General features: G+C 57.3%; 22 protein-coding genes and 3 pseudogenes. 9 read left to right on the top strand and 16 right to left on the bottom strand.

What is annotated here, in order from left to right; genetic code table 11:
- Positions 1–2 precede the first annotated feature (2 nt).
- From NL528_RS39290 to NL528_RS39305, 4 genes are all read right to left on the bottom strand, one after another.
- A complete protein-coding gene (locus tag NL528_RS39290) occupies positions 3–1,283 on the bottom strand; it encodes a DNA cytosine methyltransferase (protein ID WP_309179692.1) in 1,281 nt (426 codons plus the stop codon).
- A gap of 240 nt (positions 1,284–1,523) precedes the next feature.
- A complete protein-coding gene (locus NL528_RS39295; protein WP_309179693.1) occupies positions 1,524–1,808 on the bottom strand; it encodes a WYL domain-containing protein in 285 nt (94 codons plus the stop codon).
- Entirely contained in the window at positions 1,805–3,883 is a 2,079-nt protein-coding gene (locus tag NL528_RS39300; protein WP_309179695.1) for an AAA family ATPase, read from the bottom strand. The genes NL528_RS39295 and NL528_RS39300 overlap by 4 nt, the downstream gene beginning before the upstream one ends.
- Positions 3,884–4,430: 547 nt before the next feature.
- Positions 4,431–5,297: an FkbM family methyltransferase gene (locus NL528_RS39305; RefSeq protein WP_309179697.1), complete on the bottom strand. Its 867-nt coding sequence runs from the start codon at positions 5,295–5,297 to the stop codon at positions 4,431–4,433.
- A 904-nt stretch (positions 5,298–6,201) separates the two neighbouring features.
- On the opposite strand from NL528_RS39305, the gene NL528_RS39310 reads away from it, so the two are divergent.
- Complete coding sequence (locus NL528_RS39310) at positions 6,202–6,522, top strand: hypothetical protein (protein ID WP_375144104.1); 321 nt, start codon at positions 6,202–6,204, stop codon at positions 6,520–6,522.
- Between the two features lie 24 nt (positions 6,523–6,546).
- On the opposite strand, the gene NL528_RS39315 is transcribed toward NL528_RS39310, so the two are convergent.
- Positions 6,547–6,903: a hypothetical protein gene (locus NL528_RS39315; RefSeq protein WP_309179699.1), complete on the bottom strand. Its 357-nt coding sequence runs from the start codon at positions 6,901–6,903 to the stop codon at positions 6,547–6,549.
- 481 nt (positions 6,904–7,384) lie between these two features.
- Here NL528_RS39315 and NL528_RS39320 point away from each other — a divergent pair.
- The 3 genes and pseudogenes from NL528_RS39320 to NL528_RS39330 form a co-directional block, all read left to right on the top strand.
- A pseudogene (locus NL528_RS39320) lies at positions 7,385–7,780 on the top strand (transposase); the annotation flags it as partial.
- Between the two features lie 263 nt (positions 7,781–8,043).
- The gene (locus tag NL528_RS39325) at positions 8,044–8,283 is read left to right on the top strand and encodes a PilZ domain-containing protein (RefSeq protein WP_309179700.1); all 240 of its coding nucleotides are present in this window, start codon (positions 8,044–8,046) and stop codon (positions 8,281–8,283) included.
- Between the two features lie 39 nt (positions 8,284–8,322).
- Positions 8,323–8,481, top strand: a complete 159-nt coding sequence (locus NL528_RS39330) for a hypothetical protein (protein ID WP_309179701.1) — start codon at positions 8,323–8,325, stop codon at positions 8,479–8,481.
- Positions 8,482–8,522: 41 nt separating this feature from the next.
- Here the strand turns inward: NL528_RS39330 and NL528_RS39335 are convergent, their stop codons facing one another.
- The gene (locus NL528_RS39335) at positions 8,523–8,714 is read right to left on the bottom strand and encodes a hypothetical protein (RefSeq protein ID WP_309179703.1); all 192 of its coding nucleotides are present in this window, start codon (positions 8,712–8,714) and stop codon (positions 8,523–8,525) included.
- Between the two features lie 321 nt (positions 8,715–9,035).
- Between NL528_RS39335 and NL528_RS39340 the strand changes: the two genes are divergently transcribed.
- From NL528_RS39340 to NL528_RS39355, 4 genes and pseudogenes are all read left to right on the top strand, one after another.
- Positions 9,036–9,422, top strand: coding sequence for a DUF429 domain-containing protein (locus NL528_RS39340; RefSeq protein ID WP_309179705.1), 387 nt, complete (start codon positions 9,036–9,038; stop codon positions 9,420–9,422).
- 420 nt (positions 9,423–9,842) lie between these two features.
- Positions 9,843–10,286 carry a hypothetical protein gene (locus NL528_RS39345; protein ID WP_309179706.1) on the top strand — a complete coding sequence of 148 codons (444 nt, stop codon included), beginning with the start codon at positions 9,843–9,845 and terminating at the stop codon, positions 10,284–10,286.
- A complete protein-coding gene (locus NL528_RS39350) occupies positions 10,279–11,511 on the top strand; it encodes a biotin/lipoyl-binding protein (RefSeq protein ID WP_309179707.1) in 1,233 nt (410 codons plus the stop codon). The genes NL528_RS39345 and NL528_RS39350 overlap by 8 nt, the downstream gene beginning before the upstream one ends.
- A 385-nt stretch (positions 11,512–11,896) precedes the next feature.
- Positions 11,897–12,868 (top strand): annotated as a pseudogene (locus NL528_RS39355) (efflux RND transporter permease subunit); the annotation flags it as partial.
- Here the strand turns inward: NL528_RS39355 and NL528_RS39360 are convergent.
- The 10 genes and pseudogenes from NL528_RS39360 to NL528_RS39405 form a co-directional block, all read right to left on the bottom strand.
- Positions 12,861–13,091, bottom strand: a complete 231-nt coding sequence (locus NL528_RS39360; RefSeq protein WP_309179708.1) for a hypothetical protein — start codon at positions 13,089–13,091, stop codon at positions 12,861–12,863. The pseudogene NL528_RS39355 and the gene NL528_RS39360 overlap by 8 nt on opposite strands.
- 53 nt (positions 13,092–13,144) lie before the next feature.
- A complete protein-coding gene (locus tag NL528_RS39365; protein ID WP_309179709.1) occupies positions 13,145–14,686 on the bottom strand; it encodes a DHA2 family efflux MFS transporter permease subunit in 1,542 nt (513 codons plus the stop codon).
- A 2-nt stretch (positions 14,687–14,688) separates the two neighbouring features.
- Positions 14,689–15,303 (bottom strand): HlyD family secretion protein, encoded by a 615-nt coding sequence (locus NL528_RS39370; protein WP_309179711.1) that lies wholly within the window; start codon positions 15,301–15,303, stop codon positions 14,689–14,691.
- Positions 15,267–15,716, bottom strand: coding sequence for a biotin/lipoyl-binding protein (locus tag NL528_RS39375; RefSeq protein ID WP_309179712.1), 450 nt, complete (start codon positions 15,714–15,716; stop codon positions 15,267–15,269). Before NL528_RS39375 ends, NL528_RS39370 begins: the two co-directional genes overlap by 37 nt.
- A gap of 259 nt (positions 15,717–15,975) precedes the next feature.
- Positions 15,976–16,353, bottom strand: coding sequence for a MarR family winged helix-turn-helix transcriptional regulator (locus NL528_RS39380; protein WP_375144105.1), 378 nt, complete (start codon positions 16,351–16,353; stop codon positions 15,976–15,978).
- 1,045 nt (positions 16,354–17,398) lie between these two features.
- Positions 17,399–17,737: pseudogene (locus tag NL528_RS39385) on the bottom strand (TetR/AcrR family transcriptional regulator); the annotation flags it as partial.
- A 73-nt stretch (positions 17,738–17,810) separates the two neighbouring features.
- A complete protein-coding gene (locus NL528_RS39390) occupies positions 17,811–18,431 on the bottom strand; it encodes an NYN domain-containing protein (protein WP_375143936.1) in 621 nt (206 codons plus the stop codon).
- 117 nt (positions 18,432–18,548) lie between these two features.
- Complete coding sequence (locus NL528_RS39395; RefSeq protein ID WP_309179714.1) at positions 18,549–18,776, bottom strand: hypothetical protein; 228 nt, start codon at positions 18,774–18,776, stop codon at positions 18,549–18,551.
- A gap of 105 nt (positions 18,777–18,881) precedes the next feature.
- Positions 18,882–20,051, bottom strand: coding sequence for a patatin-like phospholipase family protein (locus NL528_RS39400; RefSeq protein ID WP_309179717.1), 1,170 nt, complete (start codon positions 20,049–20,051; stop codon positions 18,882–18,884).
- Positions 20,051–20,755: an outer membrane beta-barrel protein gene (locus NL528_RS39405; protein WP_309179718.1), complete on the bottom strand. Its 705-nt coding sequence runs from the start codon at positions 20,753–20,755 to the stop codon at positions 20,051–20,053. The genes NL528_RS39400 and NL528_RS39405 overlap by 1 nt, the downstream gene beginning before the upstream one ends.
- A gap of 116 nt (positions 20,756–20,871) precedes the next feature.
- Between NL528_RS39405 and NL528_RS39410 the strand changes: the two genes are divergently transcribed.
- Positions 20,872–21,945: a LysR family transcriptional regulator gene (locus tag NL528_RS39410; protein ID WP_309179719.1), complete on the top strand. Its 1,074-nt coding sequence runs from the start codon at positions 20,872–20,874 to the stop codon at positions 21,943–21,945.
- The last annotated feature ends 49 nt before the right edge of the window (positions 21,946–21,994 follow it).

Here is a 21,994-nt window from a genome sequence, read left to right on the forward strand (position 1 = left end):
GCCTATTCAGCTGCTTCAGCGAAGTCTTCAGAGGGTATCCTGTAGCGAGATTTGACTGGTGATTGCCTTGATCCGTCAGAGCTGAGAAGGGCTTTGCACAGCTCTGCAGCTACAGCACGTGCGAGAAGCGGTGGCACGGCGTTGCCTACCTGATCGTACTGTGCGGAATAACTTCCCTCGAAAATGAACCAGTCGGGAAAACTCTGGATGCGAGCGGCCTCCCGGATGCTGATTGTCCGGTGTTGTTCGGGATGGGTGTACTCTCCGGACTTGGGATCGCGAAAGCGGGTGATGATCGAACGCGCAATACCTTCCCATTTCATGCGTCGATAGCGGCGAGTGTGGTCCTTGCGCAGCGCCCTTTGCATTCCTGCTGGTAGCAGCTTGCGAGGTAAGTCTCGCCAATCCTGACCGGGCTTTAGCAACTTAATCCGCGTTATATTCTGTTTTGAAAGGTGAGCGGCATAGTGATTTGATAGCAGCTTCGGCGCGCCTCGACGCATGGCTTCCTGATAAATGCCCTGCGGAGGTTTTCGGTAATCCGTCCCGAGTGTGCCGCCTTCGATTACGCATAAATCCCCTATGGCTTCCTTGATGGTAACGAAACCAGCGCTCTCTTCCGGCCTGATCGTTCTATTAGGAACGAGGTCTCCAATCCCAGACTGTCCGTGAGTTGGAGCCGGGAAGCCGCCCCGACTCTTTTGATCGGTTCGCCAACCAATGAAAAACATTCGCCACCGCATCTGCGGGACGCCGTACTGAGCTGCCAGAAGCTCGGCACATTCTACCGCATATCCGGCCTCAGCGAAGGCTTTTCCGATTTCTTGAAGGACAGCACCCTTGCCAAGCGTTGCCAGTCCGGGAACGTTTTCAATTACCACACACTTGGGCTGCAGTTCCGTGGCAAGGCGAAGAAACTCTCGAAAGAGACCATTTCGCGTGTCCCAAATTTCACGCTGACCGATGATGCTGAAGCCTTGGCAGGGTGGACCGCCAATCAGAAGATCCAACTCACCACGCTTGAGGTTCGCTGTGCCGAGAATGTCAGCAGCGCGAAGTTTCTCTATGCTCTCTCTCGCAAATGGAATGGTGGGGAAATTTCGTCGGTGGGAAAGCGCACACGATTCGTCGTGGTCAGAACAGAACACCACTTCGAAGCCAGCGTTAGTGAGTCCGAGCGTGATGCCGCCGGCCCCTGAAAATAGATCAACGGCCGTCGGGCGCCGCTGCCCCGGCACCTTTGGTGGCCTCTTCAAAACGTAGGGGTTCGCGGTGTTCGCCATTGGGTGATCGCCGGAAATTTCTGCCTGTAGAATAAGATCAAAACGTGAACATTACGTTGCGGCAAGGCGCCAGCGCCGTCAAGAGGGGTGATTCGGTCCACCTAAATACCGCTTTTCGCCTGAATCGCGTGAAAAAACCTCTACGCGCCGGGAGGTTTGCACGACTTCTTGTTCAGGCGCGGGATGAGGGGTCGAGGGCGTAGGGCTGGCCGATCTGAGAGGCGGGCTTGAGCCACTATATCAAAGGCGGCACACAATCCTGTTCATGGTCTGATCGTTTGGATTGTAGTCTGGCCGAATCCGCGGAAATTCTTCATCTGTAATCGAGACGTTGGTCATAAGAGACAAATGGAAAGTACGCCAACTTTGTCCGCTTCCTCCGCTGAGTTGCCATGCGCTGAGTGCGAGATTGTTCTTCTTGTCGTATCCCAACAAATGAGGCTCTGCGCTACGTAGCGTGTTCTTGTAGCTAAACGTAATTATCCTTTGGCGCTTGATCGCATCACAGAGAAGCTGAGGATTCATGCAGCCTCCGAAATGGTGCTTTCGTTTAGAGCATCCCGGTTACGAAGCGCGACGATGGCGTGGACGATATTTTCCAAGGTTGTACTCCGTTGCCCAATAGTCGCTAGACCGGCCAACAGTTCGCTCATTACGAAAGGAGCCTTTTCAGCATCGGAATTTCGCTCAATGCCATACCTTTGCTTCACGGTGTCTAATTGCGTTTGGTAAAGCGGTCCACCTAGTTCGGCTTTAAGGACTGTCTCCAATTTTGTTTCGAAACAGGCGAACGTTTTAGCCACGATTGAGGTTGTTTCCGACGCTGAACCGGCTGGAACGCCCATTAATAATTTCAAGGTGCGACTATGCTGCGCACTTTGAATGTTCCCACGGTCACAGTCCCAGAGTACGAATGTGGGGATGTTTAGGGCTGCAAAGATTGCGGTAGGTCGATCCAGCTTAGTGATACTGTCCACTGCTAAAATGGCGATGCCAAGCCCTTCCAAATCGATCCCAAGATACGCAGCCGCTGCTGCGATGGCCGCGCGGTCGCTTACCCCTTCAACCAGGACAACGGTATCCGCAAAAAATCCTTCCGCGATTTCGGCGCTGATAACGTGTAATCTTCCGCGCAATCCCTCGGCACTGTACGTTCCCTCTGGCTTTTCGTGTGCTTGCTCTAATCGCCGAGCCACGTCCGCAAGGGTAGAAAAGGTTAACTTGCACTCTTTGTAATCGCTTCCGGCCACCTTGTGCCTGCGGGCGAGCGAAACCTCTTCAAACCTATCCATTGATACGAACAAAGCTGAGTGTGTTGCGAACAACACCTGCGTTTGGCGCGCCACGCCGGGGAGCTGGCCGGCGCTGAGTTGACTAAGAACCCTAGCGAAATGGCGCTGTTTGGTTGGGTGTTGATATAGCTCCGGCTCCTCTATCGCTAAGATTAAGCCGGGAAGGGTATAAAGCGGAACCGCAGCTTCGGTGCGAACGGTTTCTTCATTGGTCGCGACCCCGATTCCCGTTGTTTCTTCTGGCGCAGAATCCGAGACTTCAGGAGAAGCGAGGTCACTGTTGCCGCTCGAAAGCGCGGCTTCCGCCGATGTTGCTTTGGCTAAGTGTTGGAGCAGCGTGAGGATGAAGGCGCGCTGCAGGCCATGTCCTTTTCTGTCGACTGGCCCTTCAAATCCATCGTCGTTAAGCAAGACATCCGCAGCTGGAAGGGGCACAGCAAAGTCCTGCGTGGGTTGCCAGTGAAGCGCCACCGCTGCCTCTTTGTAGTAAAGTTGCAGAGTATTCGACAGCTCGTCGGATAATCCGCTTAATTCATGGAGCTTTTCTGGGTCGGTAAGCTCTCGATACTCAGTGGAAATGCGAGATTGGAAAGATAAAATGTCAGTGCGCTTTTGAATTGCACTGCGCACTACAAGCTCTAGCAATCGAGATATAACCGCGCCCCTCGCATCAAGCGCGTCAGCCGAAGCGTCACGGACAGCCGGAATAAATACGAAGCTTGTTGCTTTTTGCAACGCACCCTTAGCCACGTTGGTGAATCCGAAAAACTGCCCATCATCGCGAGCTAGTTCGCATTGGTCAGGGTGGAGAGCCTCCCATTCCGCGAGTGCCGACGCAATCTGATCTGCGCGGTTGATCGACGGTAGGGACGAGTATTCTCCTCCACTAGAACGCAGAGCATTGTAAGCTGCTCGTTGTGGAGTTGCTCCAGTAGTGTTGCGGATTTCGGAGAATCCTGGATGCTGACGGGTCGCGCCGTAGTATCGGCCGTTGCTCTTGCCCCCTCCAGCGTCGAACACCCGAACTACGGTCATCTCTTCATTGTGTATTCTCGAACCGAAAGTCTCTCGCTCTACCTCGTTAAAATTTGTGAAGGTAAGAGCGATTTCTATCTGTTCGTTCAATTGCCTCCCGAAAAAATCATCGGCCTCAACCGACGCGGATTGTCCGTAGAACCTATCGATGGCTCTAAGTACCGTGGACTTTCCGGCACCGTTGCCGCCCACGATGGACATTTGGTGGCCAACATCCACGGTGATGTCGCGGATTGAGCGAAAGTTCTTAACGCTAATCCGTTTCAGGATCATTGCGGCCCGTTGATGATAGGGAATGGGGAATCGAGCCGAAAGGGTGAGGGTTCAACGCACAGTTGTCAATGAGCGGTAGGGATTACCTTGAGCAGATAATTGATTATGCTGGGTAACTTGCCTCGTGCGAACCCAATGCCGTGCCGCCTGTTGAACCTTCCCGCGCGTAGCCTTGAAATAAATACAAAACTCTACTACAAATCACGCCATAGGCGGGCAAAAAAACTTAGGTTTATCAGTAGTATAGGGGAGTCGTGGTGGTTCCCACCCAACTGTACCACCACACAAAATTCCCCTGTGGTTCCAGCATCGTATTGATAGACCTGACGCATTTGAGCGCGCTAAATACAAAGAGCGCTCCAGATGGCAGTCAGGATGGTCGCGTTAGTTCGATCCAAGAATGGTGAGTATGTTGCGCGCAAGGGCATCCCCGCTGATGTCCGCGAGGCACCACGCACCGCATTCAGTTTCTTCAGCCATGACGAACGCCCGCACGGCTAAAAGCCGCGCGGGTCGCGCCGTAGAGCGGACTCCGTCTTTAGGCCGATCACTCTCTCGCCGCGTGGGTGTCGTACCAACCGGGCGGCGGGAACTGCATCGCGGGATTCAAGTAATGTCTAGAGCCCTTGAGGCGAAACACCTTCTCTTGAATCTTGCCGACCATATTAAACATGCTTTTTGGGCCGCCACCGAACAGTCCAAGGTCTCCATTGATTGCATATCCGCGAAAAATGCCCTTGTAGACTTCGATAGCTTCAAGTGCACTTACCCATGTTCCCGGCAATTCATTTCCGAAAAGGCCGCTGCTTCCGTTCTTAAACCGCCAATCAACAAACTTTCCTTCTTTCGGAGCCATTGGACATTTCTGCATGGAGACAAGCGACTGATCTATTATTCTGTATTTCCGGTATCCTAGTCTTTCGAACGTCTCGAATTCTTCGATAAGTTTTTTCCAGCTTGATTTGTCAGATTCAATGGACACGAATTGCGGTAGCTCGGAGAGATTTTCCAGAGACGCCAACGCTTCGAGGTCGTTGCCCTCAATATCGATTTTGCAGTATCTCGGGATACCGTGCTCCTTCAGAATGTCCGCTAGCTTCGCAGCGCGTATCGTCAACGTCCGTCCCGCACCTGCGCCGAAATTCTTGTTTCTTTCGGACCAATCTTGATTCGTTGTTCCCCATTCCGAAACACGATCGTCGACATAAAAGCTGATGTCCCCGGGCGAGTTCGACACTGCAAGATTAACGACTGATAGAGCGCCCGACTTCACGTATTCCGAAAACCGGTTGCTGATGGATTCGCAGAATTCTGGCATCGCCTCTATGGCGACGACGCGAAATCCCTTTTTTAGATAGAATTCAGTATCCTCGCCCTTGTGGGCACCCACGTCGTAAATGAGGGTCTCGTCCATGGCTGTTCCTTTGCGTGCCCCAGGGCCAAGAAGGTAGATGCTGGCCAAGGCTCGTCAAGCGGCCGTATGCCGAGGTTCGCACACTTGAAGCGCATCCTGAAGCTCGGTCGCGCTTGAGCAAGCATAAGACCCTTTGACGAAGCAGCGCGCCCAACGGTTCCAATGTGTTCCGATTGCCTCAATGTTTTAAAATGGGGGTCCCGATTTTGGCTTGAACACCCTAGCCGTCAGCTCAGCAGCAGCGCCGAGGTTTACTGGCGAATTTTGAAGTTTGATCTGAGCGGATCATCTAACGATAACGCCACTATTCCGGTGGCAACGAGACCCGTGGCGAGGTTGATGATGAGCGTTGTCCTGTCTGAGTGGCCATGCAGGCTGCGGCCGTCATTGTTCGGAAGCCCATAAGACCCCGACCCGTTCACTGACTCTGCTATTCAGCAAAGCAATCATCCGGAACACCCAGTGAAGACTTGAGCCTGGGCTGGGTGGACAGGTGAGCCCTGTGGGACACACGCTTAGCGAGCGCCCGAGGAGAGTACAGGAGCCTTTGTGCCCCCGTGTCCTAAGTTGAAAAACGTAGCGGCTAATTCAGCGAAGGAACGTTTAGTGAACAATCGTCATCGGTCATAGTAGAACTACGGGAACTTTGGCGATATTCTCTTCTCTCTTCGCAACAGCGCGGCGCGCAGCGTCCGAAGAAGCGGAGTCTGATTAAGCTCGATTACGAGGACTCACTTTGTTAACCAAGGGAGTATTAGTGATGGTTCAGTCAACAGTAGGACGAGTCTCGAGCGTCATTGATCTAGAGAGCGAAATCGAGGCAGAGTTTCGAAACAGGCCGCCAGTCCACGAGCCGCGGCCTGTGACTTTCGCGCCGCCAAGGGTGCGTGAGCCGACCGTGTCGATGCCGGACTATGTCGAGCACCGCGAGGGGGCCACGGAGATCGGCAAGCTGACAGCGGAAGCCATTGTCCGCGAATACGAAGCTGCGGCGAAAGACATCGAGGCGATGGGCGCGGAGCTGATCGAGCGCGTCAAGCAATGCGAGGCGATGACCCGCGATGCGCTCGCCGTGACCCAGGAGATGAAGGAAACCGCAATGCGCTACCGCGAGGAGGCCAAGCGCATCTTCGTTCAGATTGAGGACTGTTCGCTGATGACGGCGGAGGTCCGCAAGACCTGCACCGAACTGAAGGAAAGGATCGCCGCTCCGGCCACGGTCTAATCCAAGTTCGGGCCCACTCGAACTTTAGTTCCGCGTCTGGGCGAAAGCGCGCATCTGCCAAGCAAGACACGGCGCGTGTAAACGCTTGGGAACAGACAGCCGTGATCCGTCGTGGCGGCCCGCTGCGCAACCCTGCTTACGGATGATCCTGGCGGGCTCTTTACCGAGCGCCAGTGTCTTGCATGCCAGGAATTCACTACAAAAGCGTGCGACAAAAGCAAATCGGTCGCGGCCAAATTCGCTAGGTTTATCAAGGGTAATTTGCTTCCACGGCAGTTCCCACCCAACCAAGTGGGCAGCGGGCGCAACAGCGTTGATTTGCCTGCGTGACAGCAACAACGTCGGTAATGCCAATGAGCCGCGAACGGTGCGGTGGCGCATTCCCTCCCTCAATCAGCGGGGATCAACTCGGACCTGCTGGACGCGGATCTCGCCGGAACGTTTGGTCCTCCAGGTAGCTGGTCGCAAGCCGGCGCAACTCGGGTCATCATCATCATCATCATCATCATCTGCGACGCTTCGATTGGCCGCCAAATACCTGAATTATATAACTTTTTCGTCCCGCTTACCGCCGATTTAGCAGCTTCAGAACAGGGGAGTATCCGATCCATAACAGGGGCAATTTACCCAGGTAACAGGGGTTATGTCATTGCCCACAGCGGAATGGGCCAATGCGGCCGATCGGTACGCGCCGTCCGGCTTTTCCCCAAGCGAAAGTCTTTTTGCCTCAACGTCTGAATCACACAAAAGGATTATGGTGGAAGGCGATCCGCCGCTTAGCCTCATTTTCTCTAAATAGCTTTCGATGCACGCGGTCCGGGAGGCCGCCGACATGCAGCATTCTGGTCTCGCAATTGAGCAGGAAACCAAGGCCGCCGCCGAGCTGGCGTTCGACGCCTTCATCGAGAGCTACACGCCCAAATACGAGAAGGCGGCCGACTGCCTCAGCAAGGATCGGGACACGCTACTGGCGTTCTACGACTTCCCGGCCGAGCACTGGAAGCACCTGCGGACGACCAATCCCATTGAAAGCACCTTCGCTACCGTGCGCCACCGCACCATCCGATCGAAGGGTTGCCTGTCCAACAGGACGGCGCTCGCAATGGTCTTCAAGCTGCTTGAGGCCGCGCAGAAAAGCTGGCGTCGTCTCGATGGCCACAACCAGTTGCCAAAACTCGTCCTCGGTGTGACATTCAACGACGGGATCGAGGTCATCGCCAAACCGACTGACCGTCAGCCCATAACCGCCGCCGCCTGATCGGCCAGGCCGTCACCAAATTTAGCGATAGCTCGCCCGATTGCGAATGCAGGGTCTGCTCTTGTTCGTTGAAAAGCGGGAACGCCTTAAGTCGCTTGAAACGGCATGACGCGATCTAATAACCTTGACGACTCAATCACCCCGGCAGGTCGTGACAGGCTGCGTGATGGGCTAAGGTACGGCTTGCCGAGGAAGGCAATTGAGGTCTAGTTGGATTGACGAAAATCACTAATTAGTTGAACGCTTGGCACAGCGCGGTTGTGATGAACGACAAGCGAGATACCCAGCGCCAGAATGTCATGAAGGCCGGAACAATTTTGTTTGGCGGCTCTGTGATCGACTGTTTAATCCGTAAGATGTCAGTCGGTGGTGCGAATCTTGAAGTCGAAAGCCAAATGGGCATCCCCGGTTCATTTGATCTTGTCATTGAGGCCGAGCATAGTAACCACCATTGTCACATCGTTTGGCGGAAGGCGCGCCGGATCGGCGTTGCATTTGATTAGCCATCATTCCATCGGGGCCGGTAGGGAAACGATAAAGGGATGGAAAACGAAGATAGCAAGCGTCCCAAGCGCCGTCCAAGCCGCCCGCGCATAGTGATGGGCTTACTATTGATCGCGGCCATCCCGATCTTCATTGCCCTCGCCAACAAGGCGGTGCACGAAAATGCAGAGACGATAAGTCAGAGTTTCGGTCGATAGGCGCTTCCACTACCGCGCTGCGCATGGCCACCACAAAAACGCTACTGCAGATTGTCTCTGCTTACTTCGACTTCGTTCATGTTGTTGTGATGAAAAAATTGGTTTTTGCCGTTATCCCATTCAATACGCACGCCGGACCAATCGCTGGCTGTGACCGTACCTTGGTCCGTCGCGCTGGCCTGCCAAGCCACGCGCTGGCCGACTTTCAATTTTTTTGATTGTTCTGGTGTCATTTGAGTGCCAGACGGCTGATCTATTCTTTGTAGCGAACTCGAATAGCGCGTGGGACGACCCCAGTCAGTACCCAACCTATAAACTCAGCTCCTTCATTAAATTCATGCGTTTCACCAAACAAATCGACCGCCAAATATTCTTTGCCTAACAGACCCGGGCGCCTTCGTCTGCTCCACGACCCACCCAGATGCTTTACCACCGCGAAAGCGTCTGACAAACTTGTTGTCTCCGAAAGTTTGTCAGCGAGTTTGGTCGTCTCCTGGGTTACGGCAGCGGGTTCAAGCTCAACAAAACGCGCTTTAATGTTTGGAATAACTATATTGGGATCAGCCTTAGGTCCAAGCACCGAAACAGCGCGGTTCAATTCACGGGCACGGGCCAGCGGGCCTCACGGCAAGAAGCTCACCAAGCAGACTTTCGCGATACTGCCCAAAATCGAGGAAATTGATGAGTTTCTCCAAAGGCGGGTCGATCTTCGCGAAGTGGTGCGTGAAGTACACCCAGAAGTCTGTTTTTCCGAACCGATGGTCCACCGGAAGGCATCGGCCCTGGGACGTCAGGAGCGTCAGCGTGCCCTCATGCGGCCTTTTCCCGAATTGCACACAATCGAAAAGGCCGGACGCGAGCAGGCGCTGCCGATCGAAGACATTCTGGATGCCTGCGTCGCCTGCTGGTTGGCTCTGACTGTCCGCCGGAGAAGGTCGTAGCCTGCCCGACAGCATCCCGTTAGATGCCGCCTGACTGATCAGGCCGTCACCAAAAATTGGCGATAGCTCGTCAGAAAGGGGGGCGACCGTTGACGAGATTCTGGTCCCAATCTGGTCCCACTGGGTAGGTTTGAGGGCGCATTGCGTTGCTCACGACAAAATCGTACAGTGGCGCAAGCCGCTGATCTTCTACGATTTTTCGGTCGAGCCGGAGGCGAGACAAGGGAGAGCACTACCTTGACATGGTAGGAGTCACAGGTTCGATCCCCGTCGCGCCCACCACCGCAAAGCCTTGTGATCACTGCCATTTAGTATTTTGAGGAAATTTCGAAGTGCTCCTTGACCAGCATTTCGGAAGCAAATCGGAAGCGTCGACATCGATTTGGGCGCACGCAAAGGCGGCACTGGGAGAATAATCCGTTGAGCCAACAGCTTCATCCGGCGGCCCCGCATCACCCGCCGTTTTTCGTTCCGGGCGCCGACGGCGCCGATCCCATGCTGGTGGTGATGGGCATTTTGCTGATCGCGACCGTTTTCTGGGTCGGCACCCTGTACTGGAAGCTGCACAGCCTGCCCGAGCGCATGGCGCACAAATCCCAGAAGCTGCAGTTCGAGATCGTCGCCGTTCTCGGCCTGATTTCGCTGTTTACCCACATGCACATCTTCTGGGTCGCGGGCCTGCTGCTCGCCATGATCGACCTGCCGGACTTCGGCACCCCGATGCGCAGCATCGCCGATTCCGTCGAACGCATCGCCGACGCCACGCCGGAAGCGCCCGCCCTCGCGCCCGAAACCGAACCCGCACCTGCCGGCTATTCCGACGTCAGGACGCCCACGAAGAGGGGGGGCCACGGCCATGTTTGAAATGATGCTCTGCTCGCTCGTGACGATCCTTCCCGACTACCTCTACCGCCGCTACCGGCAGGGCAAGCGGTTCGGCAAGGAGATCACGTTCTTCTCCGTCTGGTACGAACTGAGGTGGGGCATCACCGGCTGCCTGATGCTTACGATCGGACTGATCACCACGATCTTCTATTTCCACCCCTCGACCACTTCGGCGGCGCTCTACTTCAGGACGGTGCCGATCCTGCCCGAAGGCTCGGGCCGCGTCGTCGAGGTCAATGTCGGCTTCACCGAGGCGGTGAAGAAAGGCGACGTTCTGTTCCGGCTGGACAGTTCGAAGCAGGAGGCGGCGCTGGAGACCGCCAAGCGAAAGATCGCCGAGGTCGACGCGGCGCTGATCTCGGCGGGGGTCGACATCGTCAAGGCGGACGCCCAGGTCGGGGAGGCCAAAGCCTCCTTGCAGCAGGCCAGGGACGAACTGGACGTGAAGAGTGAATTGCAGCGCCGCAATCCCGGGATTGTGCCGCAGCGCGACATCGAGAAGCTGCAGGTGCTGGTCGATCAGCGGCAATCCGGCGTCGACGCGGCGAACGCCGTCAAGGAATCGGCGGCGTTGCGCGTCTCCACGGTCCTGCCGTCCGAGCGGGCGCGCGCCGAGGCCGAGCAGGCGCAGGCGCAAGTGGACCTCGACAAGACCTACGTCCGCGCCGGCGTCGATGGCCGCGTCGAGCAATTCAGCGTCCGCCCCGGCGACCTCGTCGCCCAGATCATGCGGCCGGCCGGAATCCTGATCCCGGAAGAGGCGGGCCGGAACAGGTTGCAGGCCGGATTCGGGCAGATCGAGGCCCAGGTGATGAAGCCCGGCATGATCGCGGAAGCCACCTGCGTCTCGAAGCCCTGGGTGATCATTCCGCTGGTCGTCACCAGCGTGCAGGACTTCATCGCCGCCGGCCAGTTCCGGGCCGGCGAACAGTTGATTGATCCCCAGAACCTGCAAACGCCGGGCTCGATTCTCGTGCTCCTGGAGCCGCTCTACAAGGGTGGCCTCGAGGACGTTACGCCGGGCAGCTCCTGCATCGTCAACGCCTACACCAGCAACCATGACGTCATCGCCGATCCGAAAACCGGTGCGTTGAAGGGGTTTGTCCTGCACGCCGTCGACGCGACCGGTCTCGTCCATGCGCTGCTGCTGCGGATCCAGGCGTTGCTGTTGCCGATCAAGACGCTGGTGTTCGCCGGCCACTGACGGGGGAATCGGATGCTCGAATTCCGGAACCTTGCGCAACCCGCGCAGGCGTTCGATCTCGCCGGCGCGTGGACCACGAACGCTGACTGTGAATCGGCGTGGGGTCCGGGCGCCGATCGGCGTCATAAGCGATTGATCGATATGGATTCTGTGGGGTCAATGTTCGGCGCCGTTTCACAGCGGACATCGCAAAGTACGTTGTCAAAGAAGGTGGCAAGGCCGGTTTTGAATTGGCTAAACAAGCCGCGACTAAATGGATACTCCAGCACTACGGGCTACTACCGCACGGATAGTAACTTCCCGGATATGCTCCGCCCGCAGGTTATCGGCAAGCTTTCTGATGTACGCCCTCTTCCCGTACTCGACACCCTGGATAACTACTGTTGGTCTCTGCGGGCGCTCGTACTGCTCACGGATAAGTGTCTGCATGCGCTGGCGCTGGACGACCATCGCGGTCACGCTTGCGGTATTTGGGTTGTCGCTGGCCGGTATGGGATTCGTGCAGCAGCAATTCTTTCCGGCTTCCGACCGCGACGAGCTGATCGTCGACTTTAACCTGCCGCTGAACAGTTCGATCGCCGAAACCGACGCGCAGATAGCCCGCTTCGAGCAGGAAGCGCTCAAGGGCAATCCGGCGATCGCTCACTGGTCGAGTTATGTGGGGCAGGGCGCGCCGCGCTTCGTGCTGTCCTTCGACGTGCAGGCCGCCGACCTGTGGTTCGGCCAGGTCGTCATCGTCACCAAGGGCCTCGAGGCGCGAGACCGCCTCAAGGCCGAACTGCAGGCTTACTTAAAGAAGACGTTCCCCGGTACCGACGCCTTCGTGAAGCTGCTCGACATCGGGCCTCCGGTCGGGCGCCCTGTGCAATACCGCATGAGCGGTCCCGACGTCGCCGGGGTGCGGGAATATTCCCGGCAACTGGCGGGAATCCTGCGCACCAATCCGCACCTCGGCGACGTAGTGTTCGATTGGGCTGAGCCCGCGCGCGTCGTAAAGGTCGATGTGCTGCAGGACAAGGCGCGCCAGCTCGGCGTGACCTCCGAAGATATCGCGACGACGGTGAATGGCGTGTCGGACGGCACGACGGTCACCCAGGTGCGCGACGACATCTATCTGATCAAGGTGCTCGGCAGAGCCAAAGCCGGCGAGCGTCGTTCGATCGAAACGCTGCGTGATTTGCAGTTGACCGGGACCAGCGGTCAGTCGGTGCCGCTCGCCGCCGTGGCCACGCTGCGCTACGAGATCGAGGAGCCGACCATTTGGCGACGCTCGCGCCTGCCGACGATTACGCTCGCGTATCTGAACAACGGAATACGCCTCCGCACCGTCCTTTTTCGTCTGTCGGCCGCTATTGCCCGTGGCTGACCAGAACATAGCGGCACGCTGGAAATAGCCTTACGCGATTCTGCTTGAGGCAGGCCAGAACGGCGAAATCGCCTTGGTCCATCAGCTTGCGGCAGAAGCGCTGGACGTCGCGGGTGCAAGCTTGCTGCTCCTTATCCGTGCCGCCGTGCTGAGCGATGGCGCCGGTCGGCGCGATCACAAGCAACAGGGTGAGAGCCAAGTAAACTTTCAGCATGAGTCTCTTCCTCTGAGCGGCGTTCTAACGACCACAGAAACCGAGGGTGCCGCTCATTCCATCACCATCGCATGGTCGCTACTCGCCTCCGTCGCAGCGCGCCGAAGCAGGAGGACGAGGGGCACGGCAGCAAGCGAAAGGATCATCATCAATTTGAAGTCGTCTATGTAGCTGATGATAGACGCCTGCGTTTGGACGACATGGTCGAGCGCCGCGCGGCCGGATGCGGTCCATGGGCTCCACGCCTGCAGCACGGCGCTATTGTTGAATGCAGGATTGAAGGCTGTGACGTGACTTGCGATTGTTGCATGATTAATCTGATCGTTCCGGGTCAACAGATACGATACGACCGATATCCCGACGCTAGAGCCGACATTCCGCGAAAGGTTGTAGAGACCTGTAGCATCGGCCCGCTGCTCAGGGGCCAACGTCGCAAACGTGACGGTCGTGAGAGGAACAAACAGGAATCCAAGCCCTGCCCCCTGAATGAATCCAGTTTCGGCAATCGTCCACTGCGAAACATCCGGAGTCCAGCCGGTCATGTCGTACATCGCCCACGCCGTGAGCAACAGGCCGATCAGGAGAAGCAACCTGGTATCGATCCGACCCATGAGGCGACCGACAAAGAGCATGCAAACCATAGTACCCAAGCCACGCGGGCCCATGACGAGTCCAGCGGTCACCACAGGGTAACCCATTAGCGTTTGCAGGTACGGCGTCATCAGCGCCAGGGAAGCCAAATAGGTTATTCCGACGATGAAGATGAACAGGACTCCCACCGAAAAATTGCGGTCCAGAAACAGAGCGGGATTCACGAATGAATTCTTCGCGGTAAACGTCTGGACAAGAAAAATATACAGCGCGGACACGCAGATGACGGCCTCGATCAGTATCTCCAACGAAGAGAACCAGTCAAGTTGCGCACCGCGGTCCAGAAACACCTGCATGGCCGCGATGGCGACGCTGAGGCTACCGAAGCCGAGCCAGTCAAGCTTCGCTGCCGCGCTGATTTTTGTCTCCCTTATGAAGAAGGATATGCCTGCGAAGGCGAGCGCCCCCAACGGGAGATTGATGTAGAAGACCCACCGCCATGTGAAATGCTCCGTAAGCCAACCGCCGATCACCGGGCCCAAAACAGGTCCGACCATGATCGACACGCCAAACAGGGCCATCGCCGAACCGCGCTCTTCCGGTGTATAGATGTCTAGCAGAATCGATTGGGAGATCGGGACAAGCGCCGCACCGAAAAACCCCTGCAGCAATCGAGCGGCCACGATCTGCGTAAGCGACTGCGCCAGGCCGCAGAGCATCGACGCAATTACGAAGCCGGCAACCGCAACCATTAGTGTGCGCTTACGGCCGAACCTGTTTGCCAGAAACCCCGATGGCGGCGTCATGATAGCTGCGGCGACGATATACGAGGTCAGCACCCAGTTGATCTGATCCGCACTCGCAGACACGCTGCCTTGCATGTAGGGAAGCGCAACGTTCGCAATGGTCGTGTCGAGCGCCTGCATAATGGTGGCGAGGATGACACAGGCGGTAATTGCGGGACGGTTGATCGACCGCGGAGCGTCTGAAGAAGCGTCGGTCATGTTCAGCCTTTCGATGCCGACCTAAAGAGATCAGTAACGAAGGGCGGCAGCCCACGTTCATGCCCGGTATCGACACTAACCTCCACGCTCATGCCGACGCGCAGCGGTGGCTTGTTGGGCGCATTGGGGACACGGACGCGCATTGGGATGCGTTGGACGACCTTGACCCAATTGCCGCTCGTATTCTGAGCCGGCAACAGTGAAAAGCTTGATGCAGATGCTGGGCTGATGCTTTCGACCGTGCCGACCCATTTTTCGCCCGGATAGGTATCGACTTCGACCGTCACATTCTGTCCCGGCTTGACGTAGGTCAGTTCGGTTTCCTTAGGACTGGCCTGAACCCAGACGTGGTCGGTCGACACGATGTTAAATGCCGTTGCGACGGCAGCAAGATACTGACCGGGCTGCAGTGACGGTACATTCGTCACAACGCCGTCGAAGGGCGCTTGCACGATTGTGTGGGCGAGCTGGCGCGCGGCTTCGTTGCGCGCGGCCAGCGCATCCTTGTATCGAGGATGGTCTTCAATCGGCGCGTCGGCATTGCCATTCAGGTTCGCGACAATGCCGGCAAGCTGCGCGTTCAGTGAGGCGAGCTTTTGCTGTGACCCTTGAAGCACGTTATGGGAGGCATCAAGGTCGCCTTTGGGGTGAAGTCGTTAACGATCAATTGTTGCTGGCGCTTGAAGTTGACGGTGTTGAAGTCGACGTCCGTCTTCGCTTGGTCGACCTGAGTCTGCATGTTTCGGTAGCCGGCCTGGAGCGCCAGGAGATCGTTGCGCGTATTGCTGACCTGAGCTTCCGCCCGGTCCAACGCCAATCGAAACTGTTGGGGGTCTAGCTTGAACAGCAAGTCCCCTTTGGCAACCTTCTGGTTATCGTGTACCAAAACTTCGCGGACGATTCCCGACACGTCGGTTGATAAGCCCACCATGTCGGCCTGCACATAGGCATTCTCCGTCGACATAGCCGCGCCACCGGTAACATAAAAATACGCGCTGACTATGAGCACAATCGGCAGCGACGCAAACATCAGGAATCGTCGTGGGGATCTTTTTGGCGCTTCGGGCTCGGCCGCCGCTGGGACGAAAGGCGGTTTATCCGATGGCCCAGGCTCGGGTTTACGGTCGTCCGGCCGAGCTTTCGATTCCGTCTGGACGGTTGTGTCCGTGTCTGTAGCAGACCTTGGCTCGGCCGGACGGCGCGTCAAATGATAGATCTTTTCCTCAGAGCAATGGGGTCCGGCTTGTTCGGCGCAGGGGCCATGGAGTTTTGGGTCTAGTTCGCCTGGATTAGCCATGACTTGCTCGCTTTTGCCTTGCCACCGAGGATTCGCACGCGTCGGTGAGGTTGGATTTCAAGACTAGTAGTGTCTCCATGAGGCGGAAGACGTCGTGCTCGGAGACTCCCGTCAATGCCTCGCCGCGAGTCACTTCGCCGAGCTTGCGGGCCTGCATCAGCTTCGGGCGAGCAGCCGGCGTAAGACGAAGGATCCAGACCCGCCGGTCAGATGGGTTCGGATGCCGTTCGATCAATCCGCGGACCTGGAGCTTGTCCACAATTCGACAAAGGGTGATCGGCTCCACGTCAAGGAGCTCCGCCAATTCGCTTTGGTTGATCCCTTCGTTTTGAGCCAGATAAGTGAGCGCCTGCCATTGAGATCGGGTCAGCCCGGAGCCGCGCGCAACCTGCTCAAATCTTTCCTCAGCAACCTCGCGACCGCGTGCACCAGGAAACCGAGTATGAGTGAGTTAATTTGCACTGGTCGACTCCTACGTAAACTCTTTTACCAAGGCTGCTCTCAGTATTGCTTATCGAGCATCCACATCACCCAAAGAATGGCGCGAAAAACTACGGCGACGCCGCCAGCAATCACGATCCAGAAAATGATGTCTTTCATGGGGGCCGTTCATGACCGGCCGATTGACAGTGGGGGCGCACCGTCAACCGGCCAGTTGTCGCGCAGATATGCGGAACGCCGCCCGATTCCGGCGCCTCGATTTAGGTGATCACCTGCCGGCCAATCCCGCATTGAAGCGTGTCGTTTCCGCATTTTGGGACATATCTCGCATCTCCTTTCTGGGAACGAACGGGACGGTGAGTCCGTAGCCTTCGTTCTTGCGAGTCACAGCTTGTCCCGAAGATCACGATCATGCCAACGCATAATTGTCACTGACGATATGAATATGATTCATCGAAGAATGGCCGGGCCGCGGCTCGAACCCGTTCGAATAACGAGTCAGCAAAGGCGGTCGGACAAACCGAACCAGTTTTCGAACGAAGTCGTGATCTGGGCGCCGCGACCGAGAACCGGTCGCACACGCTCCGGAGGCTTCGTCAGCGACGCTTGGCGACAGCTTTGTTTCGACCGCGTCTGCTGCGAGCCGCCGGCTTTTTGGTCTTCATCCGCGCGCCGCCGAACGCGCCGTTGTTCTTCGGCAAACCCTTGGGCTGCGCGCCTTCAAAGTGCAGCTTGACGGCTTCGCGGATGATTGACCTCAGCCCTAGCGAGCCCGGATCGTCGTGAACGCGCCTATGGGTCCACGACGGACCTACTTCGCTTTGTCATATTGGCCCGTCCGACCCGGACCAGTTCGTCAACGAGTCGCGTTCAGTGATTTCGAACGCCGACCAGAAAGAATTCGACCGCCGCCTTTCTGTGCCGCTCCTCGGTCTTTGGATCGATCGCCATGCCGTACAACGCCAACCGTCTGGAGTGGCCTCGCTTGCCTGGGCCTCAGCGGCTGCCGATAGAGGAGCAAGCCAGCGTCGTATCCTGCTCCGCAGGACGGCTGCAAACAAATCTCTTTTATCATGGTAGTGCGCGTAAACGGTCGGCTTGCTGACGCCGGCAGCTTCGGCAACAGCATCAATAGAGGTGCCGTCGAAGCCTCGCTCCATAAAGAGGTTTGTCGCGACGTCTAGCAGGCGCGCGTCGCGCCGCTCCGCCTCCTCTCGCGTAGGCCGTCCTCCCGCTCCTCTTCGACCGGTTCGTTCCCGTGCTTCGACTGCTTTACTGGGCAACTCACATTTCTCCTTGTCAGCGGGGGTCATACTCGCCTATATAAACTATACAGTATAGTTTTAATTCTGGCTATGGCATGAGCCCGATTGGTAAAGGCGGCGCCTAGCCGTTTCTCGAAGGTGTTCGCCTGTGGAACTGGGTCGCAGTTAGAGCGGACTCGCGCGCCGGACGCTCGGACAGATCGCGGCCAAGCTTCGATTGCAGTTCAACCAGATCGGTGAAAACGTCTGCCTGGCGTCGCAATTCGTCGGCGATCATCGGCGGCTGGCTTGAAATTGTCGAGACCACGGTAACCCGGACGCCTCGGCGCTGCACCGCTTCAACCAGCGACCGAAAATCGCCGTCGCCGGAAAACAGCATGATCTGATCGACGTGCGCGGCGATTTCCATCGCATCGACTGCAAGCTCGATGTCCATGTTGCCCTTGACCTTGCGGTGTCCACTGGCGTCGATGAATTCCTTGGTGGGCTTGGTCACGACGGTGTAGCCATTATAGTCCAGCCAATCGAGCAGGGGTCGAATCGACGAGAATTCCTGATCTTCAATGATTGCCGTGTAGTAGAATGCACGAACCAGCGTGCCACGGCCCTGAAATTCCTTGAGAAGCCGCTTATAGTCGATATCGAAACCCAGCATCTTGGCGGTCGAATAAAGATTGGCGCCATCGATAAAAAGCGCAATTCTGTTTGCTGAAGAAGCTGTCATTTTTTCTTTTTCCTTCATGCCGGGGATCCCGTGGTGACGTCGCCAATCCGGTCTGAAGGCCGAGACCGCTTCGCCGACGTGATTCTCGAAAGCGGCTTTTATCCGGAATTCGGCCCGTACTACGTCAGTCGTCCGCTATTGGCCGTGGCTGACCAGCACGTTGAGGCACGCTGAAAATAACTTAGCGCGGTTTTGCTTGAGGCAGGACAGAACGGCGAAATCGCCTTGATCCACTAACTTGCGGCAGAAGCGCTGGACATCGCGGATGCAAGCCTCTTTGTCCTGGTCGGTGCCAGCGTGCTGGGCAAAGGTTTCGGTCGATAGGCTCGCGAGCAACGCGAGGGCCAGGAGAAATTTATTCATTTGCGATTCCTTCCTTTCGGCCGACTGGCCCAACGGTCTCGGAGGACCGAAATTCGGGATCATTTTCATTCGCGGACGCTGGCAACGTGGAAGGTCCGCCGACCACTAGTCGCGACCGTCCTGCTCCAGATCGAACACCGCGACGCCCTCATGATTGGCCGGACGCTTCAGCACATTGGGGTGGCGCAGCGTCCGCACCGTGTCGTGGTAGCCGGCGCGCCAATGAGTCTCCATGCTCGAGCGCGAGAACTCATAGTCTTTCGAGCTTCCCTCGTAGTTCCTCGCACGATAAATCAGATGAACGATGTTGTAGACTTTGCGGTCAGCGACGGAGCTGAGCAGCTTGGCGTTGGGGTCGTTCTTTAAATCGTCGGGCAGGGTTTCGAGCAAGGTCGCGACGGTATTGCGGACCCGCTGGGCGCGCTTGAACTGGTCCGTATTGGCGCGCGTGCGGCTCGAATACAGGATTTCCTTTTGCCGAGTTTCGACTTCGGCCATATTGCCTGGAAAATCACCGCGAGCGCTCCATAGATCGACCTGGAAAGCCAGCGTGTCCTGGCGCGGAATGCTATCCATCACCCACTGCAACGGCGTGTTCGAGATAAGGCCGCCGTCCCAATAGCGTTCGCCGTCGACCTCGATCGCGGCGAATCCCGGCGGCAGAGCTCCGCTCGCCATAACATGCTCAGGACTGATCGTGTGCGTCGTCGAATCGAAGTAGACGAAATTGCCGCTCCGCACGTTGACCGCGCCGACGCTGAAGCGCATTTCCTGGGCGTTGATGCGGTCAAAATCGACAACGCTTTCCAGAGTATTTCTTAGCGCGGCCGTATCGTAGAAACTGGTCGCCTCGATCGTGCCCGTCGGATGGAGCCAGGGAGACGGAAGCCGAGGCAGGAAAAAACCAGGCGCGCCATTCAGCAGCGTCAAATTGGCGCTCACCTGGTTCATGAGCCCGCGAACCCAGTCGCCCGTTACCATGGGCGTCAAACAGCTCTTCGACCAGCTTGCGAAGACGTCGGTGGTAATGCGCTCCCAGAACTGGCGCAGCTTTTCCACGCGCCTTTCGGGCGGGTTGCCCGCGACAATGGCGCAATTGATGGCCCCGATCGAGATGCCTGCTACCCAGTCGGGATGGATGCCGGCCTCCGCCAACGCCTCATAGACGCCGGCTTGATAGGCACCGAGAGCGCCGCCGCCTTGGAGAAGCAAAGCAGTGCACTCGAAGGGAGGGCGTCCCTGAGCGTTTCGCGTCTTGCTTTGGCTGACTATCATTAGTACCGAGCGACGACCGCGCCACTCCCGTTGAAGCGATAATTGATGCCGACCTTCACAGTGTGCTCGTCGTCGGTGAACCGGGCTCCGACGAGACCGCTCGTGAAGGTGGTGTTGCCAAAATTGTAATACTGGTATTCGACCTTGGCGGACCAGCTCGGCGCGAACATGTATTCGAGACCGGCACCGACGGTGTAGCCGTCGCGATGGTTACCTTCGGTGGTGAAGGCCACCGGCACGGCGCCAATGCCTGCATTGAGATTGTCGTTGTTCTTAAAGGCATAACCGCCCTTGGCGTACAGAAGCGCCGGACCCCAGGCATAGCCGAGCCGGCCGGTGACCGATCCTAGCTGGTCGTTGTTGGAGTTCACGAGAACGCCACCCGGAAGCAGAACGCCGTTGTTGCTGTTGCTCATCCAGCTGTACTGAGCTTCGATGCCGATCACCCAGTTGGTCGCGAACTGATAGTCGGCGCCGCCCTGGATGCCGCCGAGGAAGCGGCTGTCGCTGCCCGTCAAGCTATTATTGCCCGCGAACGCGCCGCCGATGTGACCGCCGATGTAGAAGCCGGTCCAGTTATAGATCGGCGTCGGCGCATAGGCCGGAGCCTTGGTGTAGGGACGCGCGGCAAGATCGGCGGCAAGTGCTGGCCCGACCGCGCCGAGCGCAAGAAGGCTAATACTCAGCGACAAGGACTTCCTCATGTTATTGTGCTCCACAGCCCGATTTCCGACGGCGCGCGTTGGCGCTTCGAAAACAATAGTGGATCAGCCATGATTATGCTAATGCACATTGGTCAGCATCATCATTAAGCAGGTTCATGATGGACATCGATTTCAACTTGCTTCGGGTCTTCGAGCTTTTGTACGAGGAAGGCAATATGACGCGGGCCGCCGCCCGTCTCTGTCTTACCCAATCGGCGGTTAGCCATGCGCTGGCCCGGCTGAGGATCGTATTGGAAGATCCCCTGTTCGTGCGTATCCCGTCAGGTTTGCAGCCCACGGAGCGGGCGCACCAGCTTGCGCCACGCCTGCGGGTAGCGCTGGCCGAAATCCGCAGCCTGGTTGCGGCGCCGGTGTTTGATCCGGCCACGACGAGCCGCCGCTTCACGATCTCGGCGAGTTCCTACTTTTGCACCCTTATCGTCCGTCTGGTCACCCTCGTGCGTAGCTCCGCTCCGGGCGTATCCTTACAGATCGTCAGTATCGGCGCCAACCTCACTCAGGCCCTTGACCAGCAGCAGGTCGATCTCGTGCTGGGCGGATTCGACAGGGTACCACGCCGTTTCCGCTCGGAACGTTTGTTTCAGGACGAGTTGGCATGGGTGATCGGCGCCCACCATCCTCCCTGCGAGCAACCGTCCGACCATGAGGCGTTTCTCACGCGGCCGCTCGTCGGCATCGTTTCCACTTCGCTGGGGGAGAGATCGCGGGAGCGCTTGACGCATGACGATATCCTCCGTCATGCGATCCTGGACGTCGGCGATATCGCCGATTCGTCGGCGCCCACCGGGCGCCGACCTTCGTCGTTATTGGTGCATGATGCGTCGATGGCGATGGCGGTCACCTCCGTCACGGACATGGTCGCGCTCGTTCCGCGGCAATATGCCGAAACGTGCGCAAGCTCAGCAAAGATCAGGATCGTTGATTTGCCAAAGAATCGCGCGGAGAAGATCGAGGTCTCGATGCTTTGGCATAGTCGCGTCCAGCACGATCCGGGCTCGCTATGGCTCAGGTCAATCGTCCGCGAAGCCGTCAAGCTGCACTTCGAAGACGCACAGCCAAAAGGCTTGCCGGGTAGCAACGGCGCATTTGGCGGCGCGCGGATGAAGACCAAAAAGCAAACGGCTCGCAGCAAGCGCGATCGGAATATACTTGTTGTCAAGCATCGCTAACGAAGCCTCCTCCGCAGAGGTTCTCGATCGCGGCGGCGGGCGCCGGCTT

Origin of the sequence: Bradyrhizobium sp. Ash2021, from assembly GCF_031202265.1 — a bacterium.
Classification (GTDB): domain Bacteria; phylum Pseudomonadota; class Alphaproteobacteria; order Rhizobiales; family Xanthobacteraceae; genus Bradyrhizobium.